The organism is Megamonas rupellensis DSM 19944 (genome assembly GCF_000378365.1).
GTDB lineage: Bacteria > Bacillota > Negativicutes > Selenomonadales > Selenomonadaceae > Megamonas > Megamonas funiformis.
Genome location: NZ_KB899581.1, coordinates 1 through 14199, shown reverse-complemented (window position 1 = coordinate 14199; position 14199 = coordinate 1). Strand labels below are relative to the sequence as shown.

Genomic DNA, 14199 nt, shown 5'->3' with positions numbered 1-14199 from the left:
TATAATTATATAGTATTAAATTTATATTAAAAAAATTATACTTGACGATTTCAATTGAACACAATAGAATATTTAGATATACAATATTATTACACAATTGTATTTTTTAGTTCTACTTTTATCAAGGAGAGAGAAATATATGAAAATATTAGTAGCAGATGGTGTTTCCCCTAAGGGCATCGAAATTTTGCAAAAAGCTGGCTTTGAAACAGTAATCAAAGACAAATTACCAGCTGAAGAACTTTTAGAAATTATTCCTGATTTTGATGGTCTAATCGTACGTAGTGCTTCTAAAGTAACAAAAGAAGTTATCGAACGTGCTAAAAAATTAAAAATAGTTGGTCGTGCAGGTGTTGGTACTGATAATATTGACATTAATGCCGCTACTGCACATGGTATTATGGTAATAAATTCTCCTGGTGGAAACACAATTGCTGCCACAGAACACACAATGGGCATGATGATGGCTATGGCAAGAAATATTGCTGTCGCTAATGAAACAATGCAACACGGCGAATGGAACCGTAAAAAATATACAGGTGTAGAACTTCGCGGTAAAACACTTGGCGTAATCGGTCTTGGTCGTATTGGTAGTGGTGTAGCTACTCGCGCATTGGCTTTCGATATGAATGTTATTGGCTATGATCCATATGTCAATGAAGAACGTGCTCACTCTTTAGGCATTAAAGTTGTTTCTCTTGATGAATTAATTAAACAATCCGATTTTATCACAGTACATATGCCACTCACTCCAAAAACAAAAGGCATGCTCAACAAAGATAATATCGCTAAAATGAAAAATGGCGTTCGCTTAATAAACTGCGCTCGTGGTGGTATCATCAACGAACAAGATTTAGCTGATGCTGTTAAATCTGGTCATGTTGCTGGCGCTGCAATCGATGTATTTGAAAGTGAACCTATCGATCCAAATCATCCATTAATTGGTCTTCCTGGCGTAACTTTAACACCTCATTTAGGTGCTTCCACAGTAGAAGCTCAAGTAGGTGTTTCTGTAGATGTAGCACAAGGAATTGTAGCTGCATTAAATGGTGAACCTGTATCTACAGCTGTTAATATGGCTCCAGTTTCTCCTCAAACTATGAAATTCATCAAACCTTATCTAGATTTAGCAGAACGTCTTGGTTGCACAGCTTGCTCTTTAGCTGATGGTCCTATCAGCGAAGTAACTATTAAATATAATGGTGAAATTGCTGATGTTGATACAAAAATGATTACTATTGCTGCTATCAAAGGTATGTTAAATCCTATCTTAGAAAGCAATGTAAACTACGTAAATGCTCCAAGTCTTGCTAAAGAACGCAATATCAAAATCACAGAAATAAAAGATAAAGCTGTAGAAAACTTCGCTAACTTAATCACAATTTCTATCACATCTTCTGGTAAAACAGAAACTATCCAGGGTACATTATTTGGTGAAGAAGGTCGTATTGTCAGCATTAATTCTTATCGTGTTGACGTTGACCCTCATGCTCGCATCCTCATTTGTCCACATATCAACCGTCCTGGTGTTATCGGTACTATCGGTTCACTTTTAGGATATGCTAACATTAATATTTCTGGTATGCAAGTTGGTAAAACAAAAATTGCTGGTACTAGTATGATGGTTTTAACTATTGATAACGAGATTCCTGATACAGTTATGCAACAAATCATAAATTTAGATGGTATTTTTGATGCTAAACTTGTAAATTACTATACAGTTTAATAAATTCTAAGGTAAAGGCTCTAGATTTTTTACTTAGAGCCTTTAATTTATAAGTTCAAATAAATTATAACTTCTAAATAAACTATATATTACTATAAATAATAAGTAGTATAAATAGTAATAATTTATTATAGAATTGCAAATATTTATCCTATTTTTATTGACATTTTAACTTTATCTAGTTAAACTAAAGATGAATAGATTTTCACATTATAGGGAGATGTTCATATTATGAAAATTTCAGTTATCGGAGCAGGTAACGTAGGTGCTACTTGCGCTAACGTACTCGCACTCAAAAATTTTGCAACAGAAGTTGTACTTCTCGATGTTAAACCTGGCGTATCCGAAGGTAAAGCTATGGATATGATGCAGACTGCACAGATGATGCACATCGACACTAAAATCATCGGTGTAACTGCACCTATGGATGATGCTGCTAAAGCTGACGAAGCTTACAAAGCAACAGAAAACTCCGACGTTGTAGTTATTACTTCCGGTATTCCTCGTAAACCTGGTATGAGCCGTACAGACCTTATCGGTGTTAACTCCAAAATCGTTAAAGGTGTTATGGACCAGGCTTTAAAACATTCTCCAGAAGCAGTATTCATCATCGTTTCCAACCCTGTAGATACTCTTACTTACCTTGCACTTAAAGACAGTGGTCTTCCACGTAACCGTGTAATCGGTATGAGCGGTCTCTTAGATGGTAGCCGTTTTGAATACTATTTAGCTCAAGCTATTGGTTGCCCAGTTCGTGATATCAACGCTATGGTAATCGGTGCTCATGGTGACCTTATGGTTCCTCTTACTCGTTTTGCATCTTATAAAGGCAGACCTGTTACTGAACTCCTTTCTGAAGAAAAACTTGCTGAAATCGAACATGCTACTCAAGTAGGTGGCGGTACTTTAACAAGCTTACTCGGTACTTCCGCTTGGTACGCTCCTGGTACAACTGCTGCTACTATGGCAGAAGCAATCGCTAAAGACAGCGGTCTTACAATCTCCAGCATTTGCTACCTCGATGGCGAATATGGCGAACATGACGTTTGCGCTGGTGTTCCTGCTGTTCTTGGTAAAGGCGGTATCAAAGAAATTACTGTTCTTGACCTCAACGAAAAAGAACAAGCTATGTTCGACGCAAGTGTTGGCTCCGCACGTGAAACAAATGCTAAATTAGCTGAAGCTTTAAAATAAGTTTCAATAGTTAATTTACAACGGAACAAAATATTTATTTAGAAATGCTCCCTTATAGCAAAGCAAATATTTTGCTTTCTATTTAGGGAGCATTTTCTCTAAATAATCAAATTGATAAATCCAAAGCAGGTGATAGTCATGACCCACTTTAATATTTATGGAAAATATGAACCAACTCTCAATATAATTTTAGATAATATAATTTCACAGATAAAAACTTATAATGATATGGAAGTGCAAAAAAGTGGCGAAAAGGCCTATGAACACTTGATTTATCGTGTAAAAGATAAAGATAGCATGCTTGAAAAATGCACTCGCAAAAATCTACCGCAGACAACTTATTCTGCTCTACATGATATTCAAGATGCCATCGGTATTCGTATCATCTGTCGCTTTATTGATGATATCTACAAAAACATTGATTATTTAAAATCTCTTCCTAATTTAAAAATAATCAAAGAAAAAGATTATATAAAAAATGTAAAACCAAATGGTTATAGAAGTTATCATTTAATAGTTGAAATCACTGCTCCCTATGAAGATATTCTAGGCAATAACCCTGGTAAATTTTTTGCTGAAATTCAAGTTCGCACCATTGCTATGGATAGCTGGGCTAGTCTAGAACATCAAATGAAATATAAACATGACATCAAAAATCCAGAATTAATCGTAAAAGAATTAAAACGTTGCGCTGATGAATTAGCAGCTTGTGATGTTTCCATGCAAACTATTAGAAATTTAATCAACGCTGAAAATTAACTACATTATAAAAAATAAGGAGTATCTTTATGAAAATACTATTAGCTGAAGACGAAAAAGATATGTCTAGTGCTTTGACTGCAATTTTACAACATTCAGGCTATGATGTAGATAGCGTTTATGATGGTCAAGCCGCTATGGAAAAAGCCTTAGAAAATGTATATGATTGCCTAATCTTCGATATTATGATGCCTAAAATGAGTGGAATTGAAGCATTAAAAATAATCCGCCAAAAAGGAAATCTTTCACCCGTGATTATGCTGACAGCTAAATCAGAAATAGATGACCGCATTACAGGACTTGATGCTGGCGCTGATGATTATCTAATGAAGCCTTTTTCTGTTGGCGAATTATTAGCTCGTATACGCTCTTTAACTCGCAGAAATACACAATTTTCACCACTGACTCTATCTGCTGGTTCTGTTCATTTAAATATTGAAGAACAAAATTTGTCTTGCAAAAACTCCATAAGTTTAAATCACAAAGAAACTAAATTAATGAAGCTTTTCATGACTAATATGGATAAATCATTATCCACTAATCATATATTTTCTGCAATATGGGCTGATGAAATAGATGCTGATGAAAATATAGTATGGATATATATCTCTTATTTACGCGAAAAATTGGAAGCCATCAATGCCGATATTCAAATTTTCGGGCAAAAAGGACAAGATTTTTTACTTACCCAAAAATAAATAATTAAAGAGTGTATCTATCATGAATGTAATAAAAAAACTTCGCCGAAAATTCATCTTAATCTCAACCGCTACAGTAACAATTATTGTTATTGGTGCCTTAAGTCTTGTCACAAGTGTAGCTTATATCAGAATAAATGCTCAGATTGATTCATTTCTTATCTATATTTCCCAAAATAATGGAAGAATTTCTGAACATAAATTACCACCAAATACTACATGGTTTAGTGAAACGGATTGGACAGGAGATACACCTGATTTTCCCTACCAGCTCCGCTATTTTAGTGTTCTTGTAGATGACCAAAATTATATAAAAGAAATAAATATAAAAAATATCGCTGCTTTTACAGAAACAGAAGCCATTCAATATGCACAAATGGCTGTACAAAAAGATAAAAGTAATGGTATTTTCAAAAAAGACCGTGCTAGCTATGCTTATCAAATTACAAAATTGCCAAATAATGATACCTTAATTGTCATTATGGACTGTACTCGTGATATGGCTATAATCCAAGACTTTATCCAAGATTCTATTGAATTAGGTCTAGTGTGTATTATTCTCTATATCATCATCTTAGCAATTTTGAGTAAACTAGCGATAAAACCATTCATTCGCAATATGGAAAATCAAAAAAGATTTATCACTAATGCTGGTCATGAATTGAAAACGCCTATAGCAATAATTTCAGCCAACACAGAAGCTATTGAGCTAATCAACGGCAAAAATCAATGGACAGAAAATATTTTAAAACAGATACAACGCTTATCTAAATTGATTAATGAATTAATCACCTTATCCAAAATGAGCGAATACTCTACAGAAAATCTTTGTTTTACTTCTACTAATTTTTCTGAAATAACTATTGAAGTGGCTAAATCTTTTCAACAAATGGCTACAGACCAAGAAAAATCTTTAAAATATCAAGTTAAACCTGATGTCTCTATTTTATCTGAATATAAATATCTATATGAATTAGTAAATATTCTTATCGATAATGCAGTAAAATACTGCGATGATAACGGTCTTGTCGAAGTAAAATTATCTCAATCCAAAAAAACAGTAACTTTATCTGTAACCAATGATTATATCGATGGCAAAAATATTGATTACTCGCGTTTTTTTGAAAGATTTTACCGTGAAGATACTTCTCATAGCAGTGAAAAAGCAGGTTATGGTATTGGACTTTCCATTGCAGAAGAACTTGTAAAATTATTAAAAGGCACCATAAAAGTCAGCTATAATAAAGGTAAAATTACTTTTATTGTAAAATTTACTAACTAAAAATAACTCTATATAAAAAAAAGGATAAATAGAAAAATCTTCTATCTATCCTTTTTTATTATTTATTTTATATTTTATGCTAAATTATATCATTGATATAAATGTAATAATTTCACTTTGATAATTCTTTTTACAGATTCATCTATGCGCTCTTGACTAATTTCACCACTATTAACAGCGTCTAATAGACCAAGATATACTTCTTGTTGATGTTCATATTCATGGCAAACAAGCACGATATCTGCACCAGCTTTTACAGCTTTTACACCAATTGACCTAAAATCATTATGATTTGCTACTGCACCCATTTCCATATCGTCAGTAATAATTATACCTTTATATCCAAGTTCATTGCGTAATAAATCAGTCATGATTTTTGAAGATAAACTAGCTGGATATTCTTCATCAAGAGCAGGATATTTTAAATGTGATACTAAGATAAAATAATCATTTGGATCATTTTCATCAATAATAGTTTTAAATGGAATAATATCTTCTGTCATTAAAACTTCTTTGGCAACATCAATGCTAGAACTATCCACATGAGAGTCCACTCTTCCTTTTCCTATGCCTGGAAAATGTTTCAAACTATATATAATATTTTCTTGTTGATAGCCCTTAGTCGCTGCTCTTACAAAGTCTATTACTGTATTTGTATCCGTACTATATGAACGTTTATCATTAGAACCTACATCAGCAACTGGCGCAAAATTAACATTAATCCCCATATCTTTTAATGATTTAGCCGTTTTTATAGCCCATGTTTTAGCTTGCTCAATATCACCTGTTGCCCCAATTTCTTTTTGTGATGGAGGTGGCGTCAATTTTTCTGCCATACGCACTACATCTCCACCTTCTTCATCTATACCGATAAACAAAGGAACTTTTTCATTTGATTGAGCTTGTAAATCTGATGTTAATTGTTTTACCTGCTCAGGATTTTCCATATTTCTATCAAATAAAATCACACCACCCATATGGTACTGATTTAACATATATAAACTATCGTCATCAACTTTTGTCCCTTGAATACCAATCATCACCATTTGTCCAAGTTTTTCTGTTTGAGACATAGACTCAACTATCTGATCTACTTTTTCATCAATAGTTAAATTCTCTTGCTTAATTTGTTGCTTATCTTGTATGACTTGCTCATTATCATTAAAAATATTTCTATTATTAATCCCTAATATTGCTAAAACAATAACTATAATTATTACAATGCCAATAATTTTTTGTTTGCGCATTTAGCATAAATTCCTTTCTCTTTGTTAAAATAAAAAATACTTCTGATTAAAAGCAATCAGAAGTATTTTTTAATATATATTAGTCTCTTACAATACGAGCCATACGAACACCAAAGAAGTAGTTCATAACCCATTTAAAGATAACTGTGCAGTTTGTTAATGGACCAGCAAGTCTCAATACATGTACTGCCATCCAAGCAATCCATGCAAATAAACCTTTAGATTTCATAACGCCTTTGAACATTACAGCGTCGCCTGCACCGATTGTTGCCATGCTACCTAAATCTTTATAAACAAAAGTTTCTTGTTCTTCACCTTTAATAGCATGCATAATATTTTTTACTGTAGTTTCTGCAGCTTCATATGCAGCTGGTGCAATTGTTGGAAGTGGACGACCATCTTGTTCAAAATGAGCGCTATCACCAATAGCATAAATATCTGGAAAGCCTTTTACCTGTGTTGTTTTTTCTACAATTACACGGCCTGCACGGTCAACTTCAGCACCAAGAGTTGCTACAACTGGCTGAGCTTTAACGCCTGCTGCCCAAATTACAGTACGAGTTCTAATTTTTTCTTCTTTTTCACCACATTTTAATGTGATATATTCGCCATCATAGTCTCTAACTTGAGTATTTAAACGAACATCTACTTTTTTACCTCTTAATACATCTACTGTATTATTGCGAAGAGCTTCTGGCATCATTGGTAAAAGTTTATCAGTAGCTTCGATTAATTTAATATCAACATCATTCATATTAAGATTATGATAATCTTTTTTCATGCATTTGTATACAAGTTCAGAAATAGCACCTGCTTCTTCAACGCCAGTAGGGCCGCCACCAACAATCATGATTGTCATAAGTGCTTTTTTCAAATCTTTATCATTTTCTACACGAGAAGCACGTTCAAATGTACGAATAAGATGATTGCGAAGTAATGTGCTTTCGCGTAAAGTTTTCATTGGATAAGAATGTTCTTCTACAGATTTCATACCAAAATAATTTGTAGTAGCACCTGTAGCAATAATTAAATAATCATAGCTGATATCCCCATGACTAGTTTTTACAATTTTATTTGCAGGATCAAATCCTGTAGCTTCTGCCATAAAGAAATCGATGTTTTCATTTTTCTGGAAAAATGCACGAATTGGATAAGAAATTTCATCTTCAGATAAAATAGATGTAGATACTTGATATAATAGCGGTTGGAATAAATGATAGTTATGTTTATCAACAATAGTAACATCTACATCTTTGTCTGCTAATAATTTTGCAGCTTTAATTCCACCAAAACCTGCTCCAAGAATAACAACATGTGGTCTTGTTCCCTGATTTTTTCTAGGCATTATTAAATCTCCCCCAAAATTCTAATCATTATTTGTGAAATTCTTCACAATACCCCTAAAATATACCCCAAATAAAACGAAATAAAAAATAATATTTGTGAATAAATTCACTTTTTGTATACAACAAAATAATATATTTATCTCTATGACTTATACAATAACCTTTTATTGTAAATTTGTCAAGTTAATTTCAAAATATTTTATAATATTTTTACAATAAGAATGTTTTATTTCATTTTTGTTATAGGATATGATTTTTCTACTCTATTCTTGAAATTTATTTTATATTTTCTAAAATAAAACAAGCCTTTTCTCAATATATCTAAGAAAAGGCTTGCTTCTTATAATTCGCTAAAATATCTTACAATACCATTAAAAATACCTTTAGCTGATTTTTTTACACCATCATCTGATTTTAAAATGGCTTCTTCTTTTGGGTTAGAAACAAAGGCAACTTCTAATAATGTAGCTGGCATCTGGGTATGTTTAACCACATAGAAATTACTTGTTTTTGTACCTCTATCATATGTTCCTATTTGCTCAATAACGCCCTCTTTTATATATCTAGCAAGTCGTTCACTATTGCTACTACCATTTACATAATAATAACCTGTAGTACCTTGAGCTGACGGTGATGTGAAGGAATCTAAATGTATACTTACAAATATATCTGAATTTGTTTTATTTCCTACATCTACACGCGCTTGCAATTCTTCCACATCAGTTGCAGGCTGTGGAGCAACATCTGTATCTGTTTTTCTTGTTATATATACTTTTGCTCCGGATTGTTTTAACATTTCTGCTAGATTTAAGCCAATACGTAAAGTTGGGTCTTTTTCACGTACTCCAGTTGGTCCAATTGCTCCAGAATCACTGCCACCATGACCTGGGTCAATAGTAATTCTCTTACCTTTTAACACGGATTTTGCATTTTTATCAATATCAAAATCTTCATTAACTCTATAGCTAGTATCATTACTACTGCTACTTGTAGAGCTTCCTGTAGTAGAGCCTATTGCAGCATAACTAATGTTACCAAAATCCATTGCTACCCTATAAGGTGTTTCTCCGCCTACAATACCAAAAATATCATAACCAGATTTTTTTACATCAGTTTCTACAACAACTCTTACTACATTATCTTTAAATTGTGCAACTCTTACTTTGCTAGCATATTTACTATTGATATCTACTTCTTTTTCTATATTCTTAGCCAAAGCAGCATCATTTAAATCTATAACTACTCTATCAGGTGAAGATAATGCAAATGATTGATAATCTACTTCTTTATCAGCGTCAACTACAATACGAACTTTATCGCTATTATTACTAATTCTTAAATTCTTTATTGTAGCCGTTTCGCTAGCTGCAAAAACCATACTTTGCATACAAAGCAAAGTAAAAAGACATACTAAGGAAAAAATATATAAACTTTTTCTCATTACGTATTTTACCTCGTACTAATATTATATTTCGCTTCTAATTTTTTGAAGCCCCATGTTAATATAAATGTCATAAATAAATAAAAAATAGCTGCTACTAAAAACGGTGTCATATCAAATTCTCTTTGTACTATAGAACGAGCTACTCTTAGTAAATCATTCATAGCCAAGATATAAATAAGTGAAGTATCTTTCACTAAATTTATAGTTTCATTACTTACAGGTGGCAATACTATGCGTATTACCTGTGGCAAAATAACATGTCTCATCATTTGTGGATAATTCATACCTAAAGCTTTAGCAGCTTCATATTGACCCTTATCGACAGATTGAATTCCCGCTCTAAAAATTTCAGCAAAATACGCTGCATAATTCAAAGAAAATGCTAATAATGCAGCTGCTATATCAGGCAAACGAATTCCAACCATTGGCAATGCAAAGTAAACAAACAATAATTGTAACATAAGTGGTGTACCACGCATTAACCAAATATATACCTCTGTCAAATATCTTATTGGTTTTATTGATGATAATCTAGCTAAAGAAAATAGCATACCTAACGGCACCGATAATACCAAAGTAATAAAGAAAATCTGTAGTGTTACCTGTGACCCTTCTAACATCGGTAATACTATTCTTAAAAGGTTATCCATAAAATTTATCAACTCCAAAACTTACTTGCTCATTAAAATCCCAGTATAGTTATTTTACAACAAAGATACATAAAATACAAAGATTAATTATTATTATCTCAAAATATATTTGCCTTACTTATATAAAAAAATGTATAATCTATATAGGCAAATTTTTAGTAAATAAATTAATAATATTAATATTAAAAAGAAAAGAGGTTATTTTATTGAGAAAAAAAATTAATAATGTAGTAAAAAGCAATGTTGAATTACTTACTTCCCCTTTTATGACTTTCTTTCGTCATGAAGCTTCTAGTGGTATAATACTTTTACTTTTTGCTATATTAGCATTAGTGCTAGCTAATACGAGTTTATCCACTTTCTACAATGAAGTTTTAAATACACAAATCCCATTAGGTCCATCCAAATGGCATTTAGATTTAACTATACTTTATTGGATTAATGATGGACTCATGGCAATTTTCTTCTTTGTTATCGGTCTTGAAATCAAACGTGAATTTCTCTTTGGCGAATTAAAATCTCTATCTGCTACTATCTTACCTATAAGTGCGGCTATTGGTGGTATGATTGTTCCAGCGATTTTATATTATCTTGTAAATATGGGACAAGATACTGTTTCTGGTTGGGGAATTCCTATGGCTACAGATATCGCCTTTTCCTTAGGTATCTTAGCAATCGCTGCTAGTGGTGCACCTCGCAGTATTGCCATTTTCCTCACAGCTTTAGCTATTGTTGACGACTTAGGTGCTATTATTGTTATTGCTATTTTCTATAATTCTAATATATCTTTTGCTGCTTTAGGTATTGGTTTAGTTGCACTTTTAGGTGCTTTTATTCTCAATCGCTTAAATTGCAGAAATTTCCTTCCTTATTTATTAGTAGGTTTAATCGCTTGGGTTGCCTTCTTAAATGCAGGTATTCACCCTACAATCGCTGGCGTATGTTTAGGTATGTTAATTCCTGCTGATAATAAAAACCGTGAAAATTCTTTACTCCACAAACTAGAACATAAACTTGAACCATGGTCAGCTTATGCTATCATGCCTATTTTTGCTCTAGCAAATGCTGGTGTTACTGTTGAAGGCGGTATTTCTGATATTCTTTCTCCTATTGGTATCGGTATCATCTTAGGTCTTTGTATTGGTAAGCCTCTAGGTATTTGCGGTGCAGCTTTCATTTTATTTAAATTAGGCTTTGCTAAAATGCCAGAAGGCGCTAAAACTACTCAATTAATTGGTGCTGGTTCTTTAGGCGGTATAGGTTTCACTATGTCCTTATTTATCGCATCTTTGGCATTTGACAATGCCTCTTACCTTGCTAGTGCCAAAATCAGTATTTTATGTGCTTCCGTATTATCTGGTATTTTAGGGGTAATTATATTTAAAACTTCTAAACTATTCAAAGCCTAAATATTATGGTAAGCTATTAATAATATAAATTCTATTAAGAAGGTGCCCTTATTGAGTGAAATAACCAATGGAATAAAAAATGCAATTGTTAATATAAAAATAATTGGTGTTGGTGGTGGTGGTAATAACGTAGTAAAACGTATTGCCGAAAACACTGATTTAGATTTAGACTTAATTGCAGTTAATACCGACCACAAACAATTAAAATCTTTAACAAGCGACAATATTACAAAAATCCAAATAGGTACAACTTTAACTAAAGGTCTTGGCTGTGGTGGTAATGCTAACTTAGGTCATGAAGCAGCCGAAAATGATGCTGAAGTGATTAAACAAGCATTAAAAGGTGCTGATATGGTCTTTTTAACAGCAGGACTTGGTGCTGGTACTGGTACTGGTGCATTACCTGTAATCGCTAAAATTGCCCACGATATGAATATCTTATCAGTCGGCGTAGTAACTGTACCTTTTACTTTTGAAGGAGCACGTAAACAAAAATTAGCTGAAGCTTCTATCAAAGAATTAATGCCTTATATGGACGCATTAATCACTGTTCACAATGATAATTTATTAAAAATCAAAACAAGCACTAAATTAACACTTTTAAATGCTTTCCGCATGGCTGATATGGTACTCCGTCAAGGTATACGCTGTGTAACTGAATTAATTTTGACAGTAGGCGTTATCAATGTTGACTTTGCCGATGTAAAATCCATCTTCCAGCAAAGTGATCATCCTGATGCACTCTTAGGTATTGGTGAAAGCAGTGAAAGTGCTGTAGATGCTGTAAAAGAAGCTATTAGTAGTCCTTTAGTAGAAAGAAGTTTATCTGGTGCTCGTGGTATTATTTTAAATATCAGTGGTAATTCTTCTTTATCCTTGTATGAAGTAAATGAAGCTAGTAAATTCATCAATGAACATACTCATCCAGATGTAAATATTATTTTAGGAACAGTAATCAATGATAATTTAGGCGACAAAGTTCGTGCTACTATCATTGCTACTGATTTTTCTGATAATGCTTCTCCAAATGAAGAAAAAGCTTCTACAGAAAATAAAGATACTGCAACTAAAGCTACAACTGATAATACTGCTAAACCAAAAACAGATGATAGCTTAAAATTACCAGATTTCATGAATAAAGAGAAAGACAATAAAAAAAGTAGCTTTTCAGCATTTCCATTTTTCAACTTTAAAAACGATATAAAATAAAATTTACTTTATCAAAACTAAATGCACTAAATAGACTAATCAAATTGAAATTAATCTGTTTAGTGCATTTTATCTATTAATGAGGAGAAATCTATGTTAAACCGTTTTAGCCGTACAGAATTATTATTAGGCGAAGAAAATATGTCTAAATTAGCCCAAAGTAAAATTGCCATCTTTGGTATCGGTGGCGTAGGCTCTTATGTGGCAGAAGGATTAGCTCGCTGTGGTATTGGTAAATTCATTTTAATTGATAGCGATGATATATCACTAACTAATATTAATCGTCAAATACATGCTCTTGAAACAACTATTGGTCAGAAAAAAACATTAATGATGAAAGAGCGCATACTAGCTATCAATCCACAGGCAAAAGTTACAACTATAGAAAAATTATATACACCTGAAAGCAATTTTTTTAATTGGGATGACGATTATACTTACATTGTCGATGCTGTAGATGATGTAAAAGCTAAGATTAATTTAATTGTAAATGCCAATAAACACAATCTGCCAATTATGAGTTCTATGGGCACTGCCAATAAATTAGACCCACAAAAATTCGTAATTACAGATATCTATAAAACACATACTTGTCCTCTTGCTCGCATTATGCGCAAAACATTAAAACAACAAGGTATAAAAAAATTAAAAGTCCTTTATTCTACAGAGGAACCTTTTACTAATTATACTGTAAATTTTAAAGAGAATACCTCTAAGGATAATAGTCCTGCTTCTACTCGTAAACAACCTTTAGGAAGTATTTCTTTCGTGCCACCAATCGCAGGTTTAATGATTGCAGGAGAAATCGTCAAAGATATTTGTCAAATAAATAGATAAAATAAAAAAGCATTAAAGCTGGAATTAATCCAAACTGAACTGCACCCCAAAAGTTGGACAAAAAACAACTTTTGGAGGTGCAGTTTTTTTATGACTAAATACTCAAATGAATTTAAAGTTAAAGCAATTAAAATGGTTTTAAAAGGAGCTTCTATTTCTCATGTAGCTAAAATTCTAAACATGCCAAACACAGCTTCTCTTTGCAGATGGATATTTCATTATGAAAATGGTGGCATCTCACAACTTCTTCATAAAAATCGTAAATATACTCCTATCTTTAAGCAAAAAGTTATTGAATATAAATGGCTACATCATTTATCATTAAATCAAACAGCAGCCAAATTTTCCATTCCTAATACTGGTACAATTTCTACATGGGAAAAGTTGTATAGTTCTTA

At 32.4% G+C, this 14199-nt stretch carries 13 protein-coding genes; 9 read left to right on the top strand and 4 right to left on the bottom strand.

Annotated elements, in window-relative coordinates:
- Positions 1–139: 139 nt before the first annotated feature.
- The 5 genes from serA to F553_RS0107105 all read left to right on the top strand — a co-directional run bounded on the left by serA (position 140) and on the right by F553_RS0107105 (position 5659).
- The gene (gene serA, locus F553_RS0107125; RefSeq protein WP_018999569.1) at positions 140–1726 is read left to right on the top strand and encodes a phosphoglycerate dehydrogenase; all 1587 of its coding nucleotides are present in this window, start codon (positions 140–142) and stop codon (positions 1724–1726) included.
- A 231-nt stretch (positions 1727–1957) separates the two neighbouring features.
- Positions 1958–2920, top strand: a complete 963-nt coding sequence (locus F553_RS0107120) for a malate dehydrogenase (RefSeq protein ID WP_018999568.1) — start codon at positions 1958–1960, stop codon at positions 2918–2920.
- 138 nt (positions 2921–3058) lie between these two features.
- Positions 3059–3679 (top strand): GTP pyrophosphokinase, encoded by a 621-nt coding sequence (locus F553_RS0107115; RefSeq protein ID WP_018999567.1) that lies wholly within the window; start codon positions 3059–3061, stop codon positions 3677–3679.
- A gap of 29 nt (positions 3680–3708) precedes the next feature.
- Positions 3709–4377 (top strand): response regulator transcription factor, encoded by a 669-nt coding sequence (locus F553_RS0107110; RefSeq protein WP_018999566.1) that lies wholly within the window; start codon positions 3709–3711, stop codon positions 4375–4377.
- Between the two features lie 22 nt (positions 4378–4399).
- The gene (locus F553_RS0107105; protein WP_018999565.1) at positions 4400–5659 is read left to right on the top strand and encodes a sensor histidine kinase; all 1260 of its coding nucleotides are present in this window, start codon (positions 4400–4402) and stop codon (positions 5657–5659) included.
- 89 nt (positions 5660–5748) lie between these two features.
- On the opposite strand, the gene F553_RS0107100 is transcribed toward F553_RS0107105, so the two are convergent.
- The 4 genes from F553_RS0107100 to F553_RS0107085 all read right to left on the bottom strand — a co-directional run bounded on the left by F553_RS0107100 (position 5749) and on the right by F553_RS0107085 (position 10346).
- Complete coding sequence (locus F553_RS0107100; RefSeq protein ID WP_018999564.1) at positions 5749–6906, bottom strand: glycoside hydrolase family 3 protein; 1158 nt, start codon at positions 6904–6906, stop codon at positions 5749–5751.
- A gap of 79 nt (positions 6907–6985) precedes the next feature.
- Positions 6986–8251: an NAD(P)/FAD-dependent oxidoreductase gene (locus F553_RS0107095; protein WP_008538769.1), complete on the bottom strand. Its 1266-nt coding sequence runs from the start codon at positions 8249–8251 to the stop codon at positions 6986–6988.
- Positions 8252–8592: 341 nt separating this feature from the next.
- Complete coding sequence (locus F553_RS0107090; protein WP_008538770.1) at positions 8593–9693, bottom strand: N-acetylmuramoyl-L-alanine amidase; 1101 nt, start codon at positions 9691–9693, stop codon at positions 8593–8595.
- A gap of 8 nt (positions 9694–9701) precedes the next feature.
- Positions 9702–10346: an amino acid ABC transporter permease gene (locus F553_RS0107085; RefSeq protein WP_018999563.1), complete on the bottom strand. Its 645-nt coding sequence runs from the start codon at positions 10344–10346 to the stop codon at positions 9702–9704.
- Positions 10347–10552: 206 nt separating this feature from the next.
- On the opposite strand from F553_RS0107085, the gene nhaA reads away from it, so the two are divergent.
- The 4 genes from nhaA to F553_RS0107065 form a co-directional block, all read left to right on the top strand.
- Positions 10553–11755, top strand: a complete 1203-nt coding sequence (nhaA, locus tag F553_RS0107080; protein ID WP_018999562.1) for a Na+/H+ antiporter NhaA — start codon at positions 10553–10555, stop codon at positions 11753–11755.
- 51 nt (positions 11756–11806) lie between these two features.
- A complete protein-coding gene (gene ftsZ / locus F553_RS0107075) occupies positions 11807–12964 on the top strand; it encodes a cell division protein FtsZ (protein WP_018999561.1) in 1158 nt (385 codons plus the stop codon).
- Positions 12965–13057: 93 nt separating this feature from the next.
- Positions 13058–13801, top strand: a complete 744-nt coding sequence (locus F553_RS0107070; protein ID WP_018999560.1) for a tRNA threonylcarbamoyladenosine dehydratase — start codon at positions 13058–13060, stop codon at positions 13799–13801.
- A gap of 90 nt (positions 13802–13891) precedes the next feature.
- Positions 13892–14199: helix-turn-helix domain-containing protein (locus F553_RS0107065; RefSeq protein WP_018999559.1), on the top strand; the 308-nt coding region annotated here is incomplete at its 3' end.